The 13238-nt window shown below is 68.2% G+C and carries 24 protein-coding genes and 1 pseudogene; 24 read left to right on the top strand and 1 reads right to left on the bottom strand.

What is annotated here, in order from left to right; genetic code table 11:
- Positions 1–19 precede the first annotated feature (19 nt).
- From ACWEN6_RS13780 to ACWEN6_RS13710, 15 genes and pseudogenes are all read left to right on the top strand, one after another.
- A complete protein-coding gene (locus tag ACWEN6_RS13780) occupies positions 20–286 on the top strand; it encodes a hypothetical protein (RefSeq protein WP_452570496.1) in 267 nt (88 codons plus the stop codon).
- Positions 283–651 carry a hypothetical protein gene (locus ACWEN6_RS13775; protein ID WP_452570495.1) on the top strand — a complete coding sequence of 123 codons (369 nt, stop codon included), beginning with the start codon at positions 283–285 and terminating at the stop codon, positions 649–651. The genes ACWEN6_RS13780 and ACWEN6_RS13775 overlap by 4 nt, the downstream gene beginning before the upstream one ends.
- Positions 648–929, top strand: a complete 282-nt coding sequence (locus ACWEN6_RS13770) for a hypothetical protein (protein WP_452570494.1) — start codon at positions 648–650, stop codon at positions 927–929. Before ACWEN6_RS13775 ends, ACWEN6_RS13770 begins: the two co-directional genes overlap by 4 nt.
- On the top strand, positions 926–1069 hold the full coding sequence (locus tag ACWEN6_RS13765; protein ID WP_452570493.1) for a hypothetical protein: 144 nt from the start codon (positions 926–928) through the stop codon (positions 1067–1069). The genes ACWEN6_RS13770 and ACWEN6_RS13765 overlap by 4 nt, the downstream gene beginning before the upstream one ends.
- Entirely contained in the window at positions 1069–1248 is a 180-nt protein-coding gene (locus ACWEN6_RS13760) for a hypothetical protein (RefSeq protein ID WP_452570492.1), read from the top strand. Before ACWEN6_RS13765 ends, ACWEN6_RS13760 begins: the two co-directional genes overlap by 1 nt.
- Positions 1245–1418, top strand: coding sequence for a hypothetical protein (locus tag ACWEN6_RS13755; RefSeq protein WP_452570491.1), 174 nt, complete (start codon positions 1245–1247; stop codon positions 1416–1418). The genes ACWEN6_RS13760 and ACWEN6_RS13755 overlap by 4 nt, the downstream gene beginning before the upstream one ends.
- Positions 1415–2143, top strand: a complete 729-nt coding sequence (locus tag ACWEN6_RS13750) for a WhiB family transcriptional regulator (protein ID WP_452570490.1) — start codon at positions 1415–1417, stop codon at positions 2141–2143. Before ACWEN6_RS13755 ends, ACWEN6_RS13750 begins: the two co-directional genes overlap by 4 nt.
- A 187-nt stretch (positions 2144–2330) precedes the next feature.
- Positions 2331–3137 carry a hypothetical protein gene (locus tag ACWEN6_RS13745; protein WP_452570489.1) on the top strand — a complete coding sequence of 269 codons (807 nt, stop codon included), beginning with the start codon at positions 2331–2333 and terminating at the stop codon, positions 3135–3137.
- On the top strand, positions 3134–3349 hold the full coding sequence (locus tag ACWEN6_RS13740; RefSeq protein ID WP_452570488.1) for a hypothetical protein: 216 nt from the start codon (positions 3134–3136) through the stop codon (positions 3347–3349). Before ACWEN6_RS13745 ends, ACWEN6_RS13740 begins: the two co-directional genes overlap by 4 nt.
- A complete protein-coding gene (locus tag ACWEN6_RS13735; protein ID WP_452570487.1) occupies positions 3342–3626 on the top strand; it encodes a hypothetical protein in 285 nt (94 codons plus the stop codon). Before ACWEN6_RS13740 ends, ACWEN6_RS13735 begins: the two co-directional genes overlap by 8 nt.
- Positions 3627–3912: 286 nt before the next feature.
- A pseudogene (locus tag ACWEN6_RS13730) lies at positions 3913–4122 on the top strand (DnaJ domain-containing protein); the annotation flags it as partial.
- A 33-nt stretch (positions 4123–4155) separates the two neighbouring features.
- Positions 4156–4446: a hypothetical protein gene (locus ACWEN6_RS13725; RefSeq protein WP_452570486.1), complete on the top strand. Its 291-nt coding sequence runs from the start codon at positions 4156–4158 to the stop codon at positions 4444–4446.
- A gap of 43 nt (positions 4447–4489) precedes the next feature.
- Entirely contained in the window at positions 4490–4870 is a 381-nt protein-coding gene (locus tag ACWEN6_RS13720; protein ID WP_452570485.1) for a hypothetical protein, read from the top strand.
- Positions 4871–5166: 296 nt separating this feature from the next.
- Entirely contained in the window at positions 5167–5466 is a 300-nt protein-coding gene (locus ACWEN6_RS13715) for a hypothetical protein (RefSeq protein WP_452570484.1), read from the top strand.
- Positions 5463–5741, top strand: coding sequence for a hypothetical protein (locus ACWEN6_RS13710; RefSeq protein ID WP_452570483.1), 279 nt, complete (start codon positions 5463–5465; stop codon positions 5739–5741). Before ACWEN6_RS13715 ends, ACWEN6_RS13710 begins: the two co-directional genes overlap by 4 nt.
- A 203-nt stretch (positions 5742–5944) precedes the next feature.
- Here ACWEN6_RS13710 and ACWEN6_RS13705 read toward each other — a convergent pair whose 3' ends face one another.
- Entirely contained in the window at positions 5945–6154 is a 210-nt protein-coding gene (locus ACWEN6_RS13705; RefSeq protein ID WP_452570482.1) for a hypothetical protein, read from the bottom strand.
- Positions 6155–6272: 118 nt separating this feature from the next.
- On the opposite strand from ACWEN6_RS13705, the gene ACWEN6_RS13700 reads away from it, so the two are divergent.
- The 9 genes from ACWEN6_RS13700 to ACWEN6_RS13660 all read left to right on the top strand — a co-directional run bounded on the left by ACWEN6_RS13700 (position 6273) and on the right by ACWEN6_RS13660 (position 13153).
- A complete protein-coding gene (locus ACWEN6_RS13700; protein WP_452570481.1) occupies positions 6273–6983 on the top strand; it encodes a hypothetical protein in 711 nt (236 codons plus the stop codon).
- Between the two features lie 58 nt (positions 6984–7041).
- On the top strand, positions 7042–7614 hold the full coding sequence (locus tag ACWEN6_RS13695) for a hypothetical protein (RefSeq protein WP_452570480.1): 573 nt from the start codon (positions 7042–7044) through the stop codon (positions 7612–7614).
- A gap of 76 nt (positions 7615–7690) precedes the next feature.
- Complete coding sequence (locus ACWEN6_RS13690; protein ID WP_452570479.1) at positions 7691–8077, top strand: hypothetical protein; 387 nt, start codon at positions 7691–7693, stop codon at positions 8075–8077.
- A 565-nt stretch (positions 8078–8642) separates the two neighbouring features.
- Complete coding sequence (locus ACWEN6_RS13685; protein ID WP_452570478.1) at positions 8643–8810, top strand: hypothetical protein; 168 nt, start codon at positions 8643–8645, stop codon at positions 8808–8810.
- Complete coding sequence (locus ACWEN6_RS13680) at positions 8807–9793, top strand: tyrosine-type recombinase/integrase (RefSeq protein WP_452570477.1); 987 nt, start codon at positions 8807–8809, stop codon at positions 9791–9793. Before ACWEN6_RS13685 ends, ACWEN6_RS13680 begins: the two co-directional genes overlap by 4 nt.
- Before the next feature lie 83 nt (positions 9794–9876).
- Complete coding sequence (locus ACWEN6_RS13675; RefSeq protein WP_452570476.1) at positions 9877–10152, top strand: hypothetical protein; 276 nt, start codon at positions 9877–9879, stop codon at positions 10150–10152.
- A 125-nt stretch (positions 10153–10277) separates the two neighbouring features.
- On the top strand, positions 10278–11210 hold the full coding sequence (locus tag ACWEN6_RS13670; protein WP_452570475.1) for a hypothetical protein: 933 nt from the start codon (positions 10278–10280) through the stop codon (positions 11208–11210).
- 468 nt (positions 11211–11678) lie between these two features.
- Positions 11679–11840: a hypothetical protein gene (locus tag ACWEN6_RS13665; protein WP_452570474.1), complete on the top strand. Its 162-nt coding sequence runs from the start codon at positions 11679–11681 to the stop codon at positions 11838–11840.
- Between the two features lie 2 nt (positions 11841–11842).
- Positions 11843–13153 (top strand): hypothetical protein, encoded by a 1311-nt coding sequence (locus ACWEN6_RS13660; protein WP_452570473.1) that lies wholly within the window; start codon positions 11843–11845, stop codon positions 13151–13153.
- Positions 13154–13238: the final 85 nt, after the last annotated feature.

Here is a 13238-nt window from a genome sequence, read left to right as displayed (position 1 = left end):
ACCCACCCAGGAGACCCACATGATCACCCAGCGCCTCGTACAGCCGAAACGCGGCTACCCCGACCACCGCTCCATCGCCGTGTGGTGGGGGCAGCACGGCACGTTCGCTGGCCACTGCTACGACCACCCGGCGGGCCGCCCCGTGGAGATCTTCACGATCGGCGCCCACAACAAGGAGTTCCCCACCATGCCCCACTTCGAGCGGGCCCTCGCCGAGCACGACGTCACCCTGCCGCTCGACGTCGTGGAAGCACTTCTCAACGACCAGGCCGGAAACCACGCATGAGCAGTAACGACAACCACATGTCCGGGCCCGTCGGATGCCTCATCCTCATCGTGATCCTGCTGTTCGTCGGTGGCGTCTCGGCCTACAAAACGACCACCGGCCGCACCGAACAGTTCACCGTGCAGCGCACCGAACGGGTCTGCGACGGCGGCAAACACGGCTCCTGCCGCTACCTGGTATGGACCGATCGCGGCGTGTACGAGAACACCGACGAGTTGTTCCGCCTGAAAAGGAACAGCAGCGACATCCAAGGCATGCTCCTGCCCGGGCACACCTATAAGGCCGACGTGCAGGGCTGGCGCAACGGCTTCACCTCGTCCTACCCGAACATCATCAGCGTGGTCGACATGGGCGGCAGCCGATGATGGACAACATCGTGCTCATCGTCGTCGCGCTCGCCATGGTGGTCGGCAACGCGATCACCTGGTGGCGGTGGGGCCAGGTCAAAGCCCGCGAGGTCCGTGTCCTGAGGCTCGACTGGGCCGCTGCGAGAAGGGCCCGTGACAAGGCGTTGATGGAGAAGCTCGACGCCGAGACGAAACTCGCCGAAGCGACGGCCCGGGTGGGGCAGCTCGTGGAACGCAATCGACTCCTGCTGGACTTGCTCCCGGACAACGCGCGGCGGGAGCTGACCGGCCGATGATTTTCCTGCTCATCGCAGGGCTTCTCGCCGAGGTGGCCGCTCCGGTGGCCGCCTCGGCGGGGATCGTCGTCCTGCTGGTCGCGTGTGTGGCCTACGGGCACGGGCGTCCTGTCCGCCGCCGGCCGAGGCGGCACCGGTGATGGCGGGGGTCGCTGCGCTCGGCGCGGTCGTCGTGGCGGCCGTGGCCGCCGCGGCGGCCGGCGTTCGCCGCCTGGCCGCCGGCGTGTTCCCGCGCGTGGATCTGCCGCAGCTTCCCCCGGCCGCCTACACCGATCTGTACGCGTCGATCGACGCTGTTGAGAACGGAGGGCAGCCATGAGTGCCGCCTGGTCCATCGCCATCGGCGTCACCGCCGGGACGGGTGTCGTGGCGCTGCGCTGGGTCGGGTCGGTGTATGCGGGGATCCGCCGTGACCGGGCGCGGATGCGCCGCGAAGCCGCGCGCGGGTGTCTGCGCGTGATCGACGGTGTCAGGGAGGGAGAACCTTGATCATCGATACGCCCATGGGCGGGCCATGCGCCGGGCAGGCCGCAGTGATGTACCCCGACCCGCACGACAAGGCCGCCGTCGAAGCCGCCAAGGCCATCTGCGCGGCCTGCCCGCCCCGGGAGTTCGACAAGTGCCTGACGATCCTGCGGGGCCTGGCCGACAACGAGGACCCGGGCGGGGTGATCGCCGGCCTCAGCGAAGAGGAGCGCGGGGCGCGCGCCCGCCGCCCCGTCCCGAAGGGGTCCCGTCGCTGCAAGGACTGCCACCAGATCAAGCCGCTCGCGCGGTTCGCCAGCAAGGGCACCAGCCGCAGCCTGGCCTGTGACACCTGCTCCGGCGACTTGCAGGGCAGCAAGAAATGCCTGCGCTGCGACCTGGACAAGCCCCTGACCGAATACAGCCGCGACCGGTCCCGGCATGACGGGTTCAGCCTGTACTGCGAGCCGTGCCGCCGCATCATCCGCACGTCCGGCACCGTCCCGGACGGGCAGCGCACCTGCAAGCAGTGCAACACCAGCAGACCGATCCATGACTACGCGCCCCGCGGCAACGGCTACCAGCACATCTGCAAGCCCTGCCAGGGCTACACCGCCACCGCCAAGCCGTGCACCAAGTGCGGTGCGGTGAAGCCGTTGACCGAGTTCAACAAGTCGGCCGCCAAGCCCGGGGGGCGGCAGAGCGCATGCCGGGACTGCCAGAAAGCCGCCAGGAACACGGCGGCGTAACCGTGACCACTATCCCACCAGGAACAATCTGATGACGAATACGCAAGCCCTTACGCAAGCGCCGGAGAAAGCGAAGAGACATGCTCCACGTCCGCGTGGCATCCCTCCCGGCCACAACGTTTACGTCTGCGGCTGCCCGCAGTGCCGCACCGGCCGAGCGCAAATCCGCACCATCCACCACCTGGGCATGTCGCTCAACGTGGACAGCACGCTCATCCGAGCACACCTGCAGGCTCTGCGAGACGCCGGGATGAGTTTCCACGAGATCAGCGCAGCCTCCCGCGTCGAGCGCGCGACGCTGCATCGCATCTACTACGGGCGGCATCACCGGGTGCGGCCGAGAACCGCTCGCCGTGTGCTCGCCATCGCCCCGGCCCCCGGACAGATGTGCATCGACGCGACAGGGACCCGTCGCCGTGTCCAGGCGATGACCGCCGACGGGTGGACCGGCCGGCAGATCGCGCGCCTCGTCGGGGCCCGCACCGGGCACCACCGTACCGATGTGAACCGGCTCGCCACAGCCGAAACGGTCACCGCGGTCCTGGCTGAAGCGGTCAGGGGTGTGTACGTCGATCTGTTCCACACCGCGCCGCCGGACACCGCGGCAGCTCGCAAGGCCCGCCAGCGCGCCACCACCCAGCGCTGGGCGCCCTCGGCGGCGTGGGACGACACCACGATCGATGACCCAGGCGCCGAACCGGACTGGTCAGCGGTTGCCTGCATGCACTGTGACCGCTGTGTCGTGGACGCGCGGCGGCTGTGCCGGCCTGCGCTGGAGTACCTGGCCAAGCACGGCACCCTCGAAGGTCTGAGCCGTAAACGCAACGGCCGGGACCTCGCCGAGGAGGCCCGCCGGTACGCCCGAATGGAGAACTACCCCCTCGCCGGTGACCACGCCAACGCCGGTGTGGAGCACGTCGCTCAATGGCTCGGCGTGCCGGTGTCGACGCTTGAGAAGGCTTTGGAGCGGCACCCCGCAGAGGTCGCCTCATGACGGCGGACAGGGCGCGGGCGGTGGCGTTCAACGCGATCCAACCGGCGCTGGCCAAGACCGGCGACTGGGTTGCGCTGCGCGCCCGGATGAACGTCGCCGTCGACGTCCTGGCGGCGCTCGAGGAGGCCGGTTTCGTCGTGGTCACCCGCGCCGAGCTCGGCGTCTTCGGCAACTTCCACACCACCACCGACACGAAAGACACCGATGTCTGACCTGCCAGACGACGCTGCGTGGATCCTGGCCAGCGACGCCTCGACCGGGTGCGGCTACGAGGAGCTGTACATCCGCTGCGGCGACGAGGCAGTGATCGTCATCGTCACGGCCTGCATCCACGAGCACGAGCACCGGATCGCCCTCTGCGAGTTCCACGTCAGCCTGGTAGAGGCGGGCAACGTGTGCGGGCCCTGCGACGACCTGGGCCACCACTGCCCGGTGACGTTGCTCGCCGAGGTCACCGAACAGGGAGAGAGGCGTGTTCTCCCGAGCTGACCTCGGGCCGTGTCAGGGGCACGGCGGCCGGGGCTCATGCGGGAAGCGGGTCCGGTGGACCAGGTCGGAGGCGGGGGTGCCGCTCGCAGTCGACCCCGTCCCGGACGCCAAGGGCAACACCGCGGTGTGGCGCGACGTGACCGGCGTGCTCCGGTCGCGTCGCGTCACCGGGGAACGGCCGCTCGCGCCACACGAGAAGCTGATGATGCCGCACGTCGCGACGTGCAAACCCAAGGCCCGAGCGAAGCCCAAGCCGCCGCCGTCGCGGCGTCCGTCGCAGCGGCCGGCCGGCGGGTTCTACGACGCGCTCGGCGTCGCCGAGGACGCCACCCCGGCCGACATCAAGCGGGCGTACCGGCGCCTGGCCCGCGAGCTCCACCCCGACCACAACCCCGACCCGGCCGCCGCCGACCGGTTCAAAGCCGTCGCGCATGCCTACGAGGTGCTGTCGGACCCGGCGAAACGCCACTACTACGACGTGACCGGCCAGGCCCCCAAGCCCGGCCGCTGACCATATGGAGAACCAGCCATGATCAAGACCCACACGCGAGCGAAGCGGCTGATCGCCGAGCTGCTCGAACTCATCTGGGCGGAGTACCCTCTCGCGGTCGCGGCGGAGAGGGGCGCCGCGGCCGAGCGGCGCCGGCTCGTCGCGGCGCTGCAGGAGCGGGCCGCCCGGGTCGGCAGCGGCGAACCGGGCTCTGACGGGATGGTCGTCGCGCTCGCCCGCGACCCGCTGCTGTACAAGCACGCCTGTCACCAGGCCGCTAAGAGGGCGTACGGTGCGATGGCGGACATGATCCGCGACGGTTCCATCTGACGCCCCTCCCTCGGGACGACCATGAACAGGATCGGGGGGACGGGTGAGCGCACGGCTCGTCGGAGAGGTCGCGGCCTGGCTGGGCACGCCGGCGGCGAAGGGCCTGACCTCGGCCGAGCGGAACGTGCTGCTCCTCATCGCGGAGCGGGCCAAGGACGATACGCGGCGGATGCTGTCGTTCCGGGGCGACCGGCGCGACGACGGCAGCAAGATCACGTTGACGGAGCTGCTGCAGGAACGGTCGGGACTGGGGGAGCGGGGGCTGTCGGACACCGTGCAGCGGCTCGCGCGCCGGGGCCTGGAGGTCCGCGTCTCCATCGGCGTCGACTCGCTCGGCCGCACCGTGTACGCCCGCAAGGGCCACGCAACCGATTACGTGCTGCCGCCTCTGCCTGCGTCGATCGTGCTCCCATCGGGTCGCTAAGGCCACGCCTGGACGTGACCAAAGCGGTCCGGCCCGACCTGTGGATAACCCCCGTCGATGATCTTGTTCGCGCAGGTCTTTGGCCACGCTGTGACGTGGCCCGTTAGGCCACGCTGTGACGTGGCCCCACGGCCACGCTGTGACGTGGCCCATGTACCTACAAGAGCATGTCCCTACTCCCTCTACCTACAGACACCACCTTGCCCCCCGTACGGCGCTGAGCTGGAAGTACCAAGATCACCACCCGGGCGAATGTGGAAAACCCCGACATCCCCCCGAGCACGCACGGAGCCAACATGACCAAGCCACACCACTCCAAGCCCGCCTACGCCGGCCTCGCGGCGTTCCTCGCCGAACAACGCGACGACTGGGACCCCGACCAGATCCTCGCCGAACTCATCGGCTGCCCCTGGTCCAACAGGCTCGTCCTCGACGCACTCCACTCGGCCTGGTCCGACGACACACGCCTCCGCGTCGCCGAGATCCACATCCGCATGCCGTCCCAACGCCGCATCGTCACCCCCGAGCAGCAAGCCGCCTACACCGCTCACATGCGGCGCCTGCTCAACCGCAACCGAGGAGACGACACCCCATGACCGTCCGCACCTGCGACGACCCCACCTGCGCCTACCACGGCCTCCACCCCCAGGCCGAACACACCCGCGCCCGCGACATCACCCGCATCCACCAGCTCCACGCCCGCGGACGCACCCCCCAGCAGATCGCCGACATCACCACCTGGCCCCTGCGGAAAGTCCACGAAATCCTCGCCAACCACTACCGGCCGCTCGTCGTCGAAGAGTCATCCCAACCCGACGCAAGCACGTACGCAAGCACAGCAGAAAGCGAGACACGTCACAGAACGCTCTGAGATCGACGCACAGACGCAAACGGGGGGTCACCGGTACTCGGGTGACCCCCCTTGATCGTTAACGCTCACAGACGATCACAGAGACACAAGACACCAGACAGGACACCAGGGCCGTCCCACAACGTCGGCTTAACGTCAGAACGACGATAAGGGGTGGCCGGCCCGCCTATCGTCATGGTGACGATAAGCGGGCTGGTCTGCGGCTAGTCGCCCGTCCATTCGGACACTGTCTTACGTGTCACGTCCAACAGCAGGGCGATCTCTTCGACCTTCATACCGAGCGCACGCGCGCGCCTGGCCACGTCGGGCGCTTGCTTGCGCCCTTGCTTGTGAGCCCTGGTGAGATCGCCGAGTCTGGACAGTTCGGCCGTCGTCTCGGCGATCTCGGACAGCTGGTCTGTGTGATCCGTCATGCGCTACAGCGTAAGGGGAAGTGCTTCCCCTTCGTTATAAAACCGACATAAGCATGATCGGTCAGGACCCGATCCAACATGTAACGTAGTTCCCGTGAGTACGAGACAAGGGGCGGTGATGATCATGGCTGGTGCGGCCATCATGATCATTGCCGCTGCCCTACACCCCGCATGGGGACATGCCGCCACGCTGCGTGTCCCCCTGGCCATGGCCACCTGCGAGCAGGCGGACCCGACCATGCCCACGGCATGCCCGGAGCCCACCGACCCCGGCACCGTCACCCCGGCACCGGTCACGCTGCCGCCGGTAACGGTGACCCCCGCACCGGTCACGCTGGCACCGCAGACGATCACGCCGGAGCCCACGACGCTCCAACAGCGAACGATCACCCCCGCGCCGACCACGCTGCCGCAGGCGACGACAACCCCCGCGCCTACGGTCCTGCCGCCGGTCACGGTCACCCCCGCACCGGTCACGGCACCCGCACCACCCGCGCCGCCCGCGCCGGGGTCGAACGCGCTCGGCTTCAACACGGCCAACCCGTTCAACCCGTTCGGGACCCCCGCGCCGCAGCCCACGCTGCCGCTCGTGGCGTCCCCGGCAACCGTCACGATCACCGCCACGCCGCAAGCATCCGGCGACGGCATCCCCGTGCCGGTGCTGGCCCTGATCGGTGGCGCGGCCGTCGCGCTGGCCATCGCTGCCGGTCTGTACTGGCGACGCAAGCGCGTACGCAAGCCTAAGAGCAAGCCCATACGCAAGCGGCAAACCATGCCGGACACCGGCGACACCCCCGCGCCTGATGACGCGGACACACAGGCTCTCTGACCCCTACGGCACGCCTGCACAAGGGCAGGCGAGCCAACCAACCCAAAGGAAAACGATCATGACCAGCAACACCCCCGCCGAGACCCCCGCCGAGACTCCCGCGCCCGTCATCCCGACCGGCCCTGAGTTGGTGGACAAGCTCATTGCCGCTGTCCAGGCGGACAAGCGGAACAAGGGCAGTGAGGGCACGTGGGACCGCACGGTCCGGCACGTCGGCGTGCCCGTGGCGCTCACGTACATCCTTGACGGCACGTTCCGTCTCGGCGCGGGTCAGCCGACCTACGTCAACGAGAACATCCCGCTGCCGAAGGGCTCCACGCGCTTCGACGCCATCGCGTTGACCGCGCCGGATGGCACCAAGGTGATCACGCGCCACGACCTCGGCCGTGCCCTGGCTTCGCTGGACAAGGATGACCCGCTGGCCGTCGTGCCCGGTCCGAACGCGGAAAAGCTTCGTGAGTACGTGGCGGGCGTCCGCCGCGCGCAGGAGTTGGCCGACCTCAAGGCCGAGAACGCGCACCTGACCGCGCGCGTGGCCGAGTTGGAGGCCGAGTTGGCCGCCGCTACGGCTAAGCCTGCCGCCCCCGCCAAGCCCGCCGCCGCGCCGAAGTCCGGCACCGCCACCAAGTGATCAACCGCCGGGAGCGCTCGCACGGGCGCTCCCGGCACCCCGCCGAACCCACCCACCCAACGCAGGAGAACCCATCATGATCATCATCGGAGCCATCGGCGTAGGCGCGATCCTGGAGCACGCCGCCGAACAGTTCAACCGGTGCCTGGAGCTGTGCGCCGTCGCCTACCCCGTCATGATTGGGACCGACGGCCACGGCAACACGGTCGCCATGTGTGACGGCAACTGGTGCGCCCACGTCACCGCCGCCTCCATGGGCATGGGGATCATGTGGCGCGACGCCGTCGGCGACGCCATGAAGGTCTGGCACCTGATCATCGCCATGTCCCATGAGCGCGCCGAGATGGACGCGACCGAGCGACTCGCCACGCTGCCCGAGTACATCCGCCACTTGCTGGCGTACGCCGAGACGTTCGAGGCCATCGCCCGCGCGGTGCCCCCGCGCCGCATGTACGTCGTCTAGCCGACAGCGCCGACAGCGCCCGCGCCGCAGCCAGCGGCGCGGGCGCTTTGGCATACCCCCCTACCCCCCCGGGGGGGCCGGCCAGGCTGCAGTTGGCGTCGCTGGCTGGCTGGGTTTTATCGTGATCTTCATGGCGAGGGCGAGCTGGTTGCCGGTGGCGGATGCTGCGGTGAATGCGTGTGTGTCGGTGTCGACGGTGAATCGGTGGATCCGCGGGGGCCTGCTGGCGTGTTGGGTGGTGGATGCCGGTTCGGGGGCGCCGCGTCTTCGGCGGCCGGGGGAGTCGGGGGGTGTGGTGGCGTTGCGGGAGCTGTTGGTGTTGGAGCGGGCGCAGCGCCGGCGCCGGGGGAATCGTGGTGCGCGGCCGTCGCTGGTGATCTACGACGAGGCGGTGCGCTGGCCGGGGCCTTGAGTGGCGTTCGGTCGCGGTGCCGGGGTTTCGCGCCGAGTCGGGTTCGGTTTGATCTGCTCGCGTGTTCGGTCATGATCACGTTTCTAAGTCATGTTAAGTTCGCTTATCGTGAGTCAGAAACAAGATCATCAACGACACGAGAGGCGCCCGTCCATGGCAACCGATCCCTCGATGGATACCGGCTCGAACGACACCGACGACCGCGCCCTGTGGACGCTCGCGGTGTACGTCCCGGCCGGCCGCGAGACCGAACTCGCGGAGCTGCTCGACGGCGCCGGGTTCGAGATGTACCGGATGTACCGCCCGGGGTCGCCGTCATGAGCACGGAGCTCGTCCCGCACCTGGGCGGCGAACTCGTCCTCGACGAGGAGCTGCAGGCCCGGCTCCAAGCCCTCGACCAGGCCGCCGCCGGGTACGTGCGCCGCAACGCCAACACCGAGCGCGGGTACGCGTCGGACTGGCGGGCCTGGGAGCGGTACGTCGCCGAGGTCGGGATCCCGCTGTACGCCGCGACGATCGGCTCCTACGTCGGGTTCGTGCTGTGGCAGCAACGCGACCGGAAGGCGTGGAAGACCATCGACCGGCGCATCGCCGGCGTCACCGTCACCATGCGGGAAGCCGGGGTCGTCGTCCCCCAGAAAGCCCTCGACGGGGCGCGCCTCGCGCTCGACACCTACAAACGGGAGCTCGCCGAAGCCGGGGAGAAACCTGGCCGCGGCCAGGCCCGCGCGATCCTGATGCGGGATCTGCGACAGATGTCGGCCGCGCTGCCCGACACCCTCGCCGGGGTGCGGGACCGGGCGATCCTGACGGTCGGGTGGGGCATCGCCGGCCGCCGCGCCGAGATCGCGAACCTGCTGGGCCGGGACATCACCGAGCAGAGCGAGGGTCTGCTGGTGGAGATCCGGTTCGGCAAGACCGGAGGCCGCACCGTCGCGGTGCCGCGCGGGCAGAACCCGCTGACCTGCGCGGTCCGGGCGTGGCAGGCGTGGGTGGAGGCGGTGAGGCTCGACATGGACGGCCCGGCGTTCCGGCGCATCGACCGTCACGGCAACGTCGGCGAGGGCCTGCGGCCGCAGTCCATCGGGACGCGCATCGAGCGGGCCGCGCTGCTGGCAGGGCTCCCCCGCACGACCGCGCACGGCCTGCGATCCGGCCTGGCGACCGAGGCCCGTCGCGCCGACCATGACGCCAAGACGATCGCCGTGCAGGGCGGGTGGTCGCCGACGTCGGCCGTCATGCACGAGTACCTGCGGATCGTGGAGCAGTGGACCGACAACGCGGTGAAGGGCACCGGAATGTGACCCGGCCGCGAGAGCATGAACCCAGAAGGCTCACCCAAGGAGATCAGCATGACCGGCACGTTCGAGCTCACGGGGAGCTGAGGATGCGCCGCTTCCGTGAACCGGCCGAGGTCGTCCTGGGCCAGGGCGACCATCCGGTGCGGTTCACCGCGTGGGGACGCACCTACGCCGTGGTGAGGATCGAGGCGCCGCCGTGGGACGAGGTGGAGCCCTGGTGGACTCCGCAGAACGCCGGCCGCGAGGTCGAGGAGCTGCGGGTGCGGCACTACCGGGTGAGGGCGCATGGTGTGCGGCGGAACGCGGTGGTGGAGCTGGTGGAGCAGGCCGGGCAGTGGCATGTCGTGGGAGTGGAGGACTGAGACTGGCCACGAGCACTTCGTTTTTTGCTTTGCGCCATAACCACCGGCACGTGAATAGCATCATCTGAATTTTGCCTCTGCCTTTGTTGACAGCATCGGGCGGCGACTGCATAGTCTGGATGGAAATGGCTGGCCTCGACGCGCGGGATATACAGTGCAAGCAGACCGGCTCGTCAAAGGAGGGCAAGATGGCCGTCCGAATAGCCCAAAAATCCGCAAGAAGACTGAGCTATCCTCCGCCACGCATAACGAGAGCGCCTTCGCTCCAGCCCGACTCTCGCCATGAGAGGGATCTTGCCGCCCTAGAGGTTGAGCATGCGACATCGGGCGTCAGTAAAGGGGGAACTATAACCAAATCCCCGTTCCCCATATATGGAGCCGCCCTCCTCGATAGCTTCTTTTTCCGGTACGAGTACCGCGATCACCATCTACGCCGGATCCAAATCACTCCCGCTTATCCATCAGCCGGCAACATAAAGATCGGCTTCCACGACAGGAACAGTGACGACGATTACTACTACGACGTCATCCACCGCATCCTGTACGATCCTCAGATCGAAAAGTACAGCCTAAGCGCGGGTTACGGTGTAAGTACCTGGCCTGAGTATATAGGGGATACGAAGCCCTCCGGAGACTTCGTATTTGCTCTTCGAGGGTTCGAGTTCGCCTATCACGAGGACGACAATCACGTAGCGAGGATCGAAATCCGGGAAAGTAGCGACAAGCTTATCGTAGCCTTCGCCGACCAGGATCCTGATCGTTATATCTGGAGCGTCCAGTATGCATGGGTCCCGCGGCACCTATTCTCCTCTCTGGGCGCCTCGGAGGGGAAGCATGCCAGGGGGAGCACTGCATCAAGAATCCCTCCCGGGCCGTCGATCCTTCGTGGGTTCCGGCTGCAATTCAATTCCCTGGTGTCATTCTTCGACAAAGATCATCACATCAAGCGCCTCGGAGTAATGACCCGGAATGACGGGAAGCTAGAAACATACTTCGGAGACAAGAACGGAGACGACTGGTACGACTGGCATGTGGAATGGGGCGTCCTCAAAGCGTGAATTCAGCGAGTGGACGAGTGGGGCTAATTGTGCCACTATGCGGGGCCGCGTATCGTCGGCAGCGGTCTTAGCGTTGCTCTCATCGCCATCCCTCGGCAAGGCAGCGACTTGACGCGCAAGCGGATACAGGCTTGCGGGACTTGACAGCCGTGCGTACCCTGGGCTCCAGTGTGGATCACGTATGCGCAGATGCTTGCACGTGTGCTTGCGTATCGCGTCGCATGTGCGTCTGTAGCGCACGCTGACGGGTGATCCCGACCCCCCGAATACCTGACTGACCCCCCCAAAGTTGATCTTGTTAGATTCAAGATCATCTCTGTAGCTCGCCCCCCAGAAGGCCCCGGACCTCTCCCCCCTGGTCCGGGGCCTTCGCCATGTCCGCACCCCTCGAAAGGCCCTCATGAGCCAGCCATCCCCCGCCATCTGCCGGATGGTCCACTACCGCGTCACCTCCGACCAGGCCGGGGCGTGCCCGTGCACATGGGCCGGGTGAACTCCGAGACCCGCGCCCGGTACGCCGCCCACCTCGGCTGCGCGTCGGTCGACGGCACCTACCTGACATACGGGCCCCGCACCAACCTGCCGAAAGTACTCGGCTGGATGGCCGCCATCAACGACCCCGGAAGGTGACCGTGCCGCTCACCCCGACATACGACACCTGCACCGTCCACGGGAAGTTCATCGACCTGGAGGGGCGGCCCATGCGCGGCGTCGTCACCTTCGTCGCGCCGTTCCCCATCGCGGTCCCCGGTGACCTGGTCATTGTGCAGAACCTGCCGCTCGTCATCGCCTTGGACCGGCGCGGCGAGTTCACCGTCGAGCTGCCCGCCACCGACGACCCCGACGTCCAGCCCAGCGGGTGGACCTACACCGTCACCGAGCGGATCGCCTACCGCGAGCCCCGCACCTACGCGATGCACGCCCCGGCCGGCGGCACGGTGGAGCTGGCCCTGGTCGCGCCGACCGCGCCCGTCACCCCCGTGCTCACAGCCGTTGAAACCGTCGACGGGCGCACCGGTCCGGCGGTCACCCTGACCGACCGGTACGTGCCGCGCAGCCTCATCGGCCAGCCAGGCGGCGTCCCCGGACTGGACGGGGCGGGCCGCATCCCGGCCGCGCAGCTCCCCCCGGGTGCGGTCAACGCCGTGGTGTCGGTCAACGGCGAGGTGGGCGCGGTCATCCTTTCCGCTGCCGACGTCGGCGCCGACTCGGCGGGCACCGCGGCCGCCGCGGTGGCCACCCACACGGCGCGCACGACGAGCGTCCACGGCATCAGCGACACCGCGCTGCTGGAAACGGTGACCGGTGCGGCAGCGAAGATCGCCGCGCACAGCACCGGAAGCGACGCGCACGGCGACCGGGCGTACGCGGTCACGCTCCTGCTCACGCACGAGAGCACGGGCAATCCGCATCCGCAGTACCTCACCCAAGCCGCCGGCGACGACCGGTACGCACCCATCGGAGGCGGCGGCGGGCAGGCGATCGGATACGACCAGCAGTACATCACCACCGGTGACCTGAACCCGATCCCCGCGACCAGCGGCCAGTGGATCCCCATCCCGGGTTTCGAGATCTCCCTTCCAGCGGCAGCCGGAGAGCTGATCGAGATCGAGCCGAGCTTCATGTGGGACCCCAAGACCGGCGCCCAGATCCTGGACCTGGCCGTCATTGTCGGCACGTCCCTGGTGCGGTTCTTGTCCAAGGGCGGACCGGTGCCGGCGCTGGAAGGCGACCCGTCGCTGTATCCAACTCCTGGGACGTACCGGACGTCGGGTGCGACGAAGTCGTTCGTGGTCACACCGGATCTCCTGGACGGCGGCACGGCCCGCGTGGTGCTGGCCACCAAGGGGCCGGGCGTCGGCATCCTCTACGCCAGCGAGACATGGCCGTACTTCTGGGCCATCAAAAACTCGCGGACACCCGCCGCCCCGGCTGATCTCTGATCGTCTCGGCTGGGCGTGTCACCGCATCGGGGAGCTGCGGCACGACGCGCCCGGCCGGGGCCCCCAACCCCTCTCCCTCGGAGGC

The sequence above is a fragment of the Sphaerisporangium sp. NPDC004334 genome, assembly GCF_053602655.1.
The sequence above is the reverse complement of the archived record's forward strand: the minus strand, read 5'-3'. Positions and strand labels throughout refer to the sequence as shown.

Excerpts from the sequence above, each read along its gene's own strand:
- ACWEN6_RS13780 (WP_452570496.1), top strand. The coding sequence starts at position 20 with ATGATCACCCAGCGCCTCGTACAGCCGAAACGCGGCTACCCCGACCAC.
- ACWEN6_RS13775 (WP_452570495.1), top strand. The coding sequence starts at position 283 with ATGAGCAGTAACGACAACCACATGTCCGGGCCCGTCGGATGCCTCATC.
- ACWEN6_RS13770 (WP_452570494.1), top strand. The coding sequence starts at position 648 with ATGATGGACAACATCGTGCTCATCGTCGTCGCGCTCGCCATGGTGGTC.
- ACWEN6_RS13765 (WP_452570493.1), top strand. The coding sequence starts at position 926 with ATGATTTTCCTGCTCATCGCAGGGCTTCTCGCCGAGGTGGCCGCTCCG.
- ACWEN6_RS13760 (WP_452570492.1), top strand. The coding sequence starts at position 1,069 with ATGGCGGGGGTCGCTGCGCTCGGCGCGGTCGTCGTGGCGGCCGTGGCC.
- ACWEN6_RS13755 (WP_452570491.1), top strand. The coding sequence starts at position 1,245 with ATGAGTGCCGCCTGGTCCATCGCCATCGGCGTCACCGCCGGGACGGGT.
- ACWEN6_RS13745 (WP_452570489.1), top strand. The coding sequence starts at position 2,331 with ATGTCGCTCAACGTGGACAGCACGCTCATCCGAGCACACCTGCAGGCT.
- ACWEN6_RS13740 (WP_452570488.1), top strand. The coding sequence starts at position 3,134 with ATGACGGCGGACAGGGCGCGGGCGGTGGCGTTCAACGCGATCCAACCG.
- ACWEN6_RS13735 (WP_452570487.1), top strand. The coding sequence starts at position 3,342 with ATGTCTGACCTGCCAGACGACGCTGCGTGGATCCTGGCCAGCGACGCC.
- ACWEN6_RS13725 (WP_452570486.1), top strand. The coding sequence starts at position 4,156 with ATGATCAAGACCCACACGCGAGCGAAGCGGCTGATCGCCGAGCTGCTC.
- ACWEN6_RS13715 (WP_452570484.1), top strand. The coding sequence starts at position 5,167 with ATGACCAAGCCACACCACTCCAAGCCCGCCTACGCCGGCCTCGCGGCG.
- ACWEN6_RS13710 (WP_452570483.1), top strand. The coding sequence starts at position 5,463 with ATGACCGTCCGCACCTGCGACGACCCCACCTGCGCCTACCACGGCCTC.
- ACWEN6_RS13705 (WP_452570482.1), bottom strand. The coding sequence starts at position 6,154 with ATGACGGATCACACAGACCAGCTGTCCGAGATCGCCGAGACGACGGCC.
- ACWEN6_RS13700 (WP_452570481.1), top strand. The coding sequence starts at position 6,273 with ATGATCATGGCTGGTGCGGCCATCATGATCATTGCCGCTGCCCTACAC.
- ACWEN6_RS13695 (WP_452570480.1), top strand. The coding sequence starts at position 7,042 with ATGACCAGCAACACCCCCGCCGAGACCCCCGCCGAGACTCCCGCGCCC.
- ACWEN6_RS13690 (WP_452570479.1), top strand. The coding sequence starts at position 7,691 with ATGATCATCATCGGAGCCATCGGCGTAGGCGCGATCCTGGAGCACGCC.
- ACWEN6_RS13685 (WP_452570478.1), top strand. The coding sequence starts at position 8,643 with ATGGCAACCGATCCCTCGATGGATACCGGCTCGAACGACACCGACGAC.
- ACWEN6_RS13680 (WP_452570477.1), top strand. The coding sequence starts at position 8,807 with ATGAGCACGGAGCTCGTCCCGCACCTGGGCGGCGAACTCGTCCTCGAC.
- ACWEN6_RS13675 (WP_452570476.1), top strand. The coding sequence starts at position 9,877 with ATGCGCCGCTTCCGTGAACCGGCCGAGGTCGTCCTGGGCCAGGGCGAC.
- ACWEN6_RS13670 (WP_452570475.1), top strand. The coding sequence starts at position 10,278 with ATGGCTGGCCTCGACGCGCGGGATATACAGTGCAAGCAGACCGGCTCG.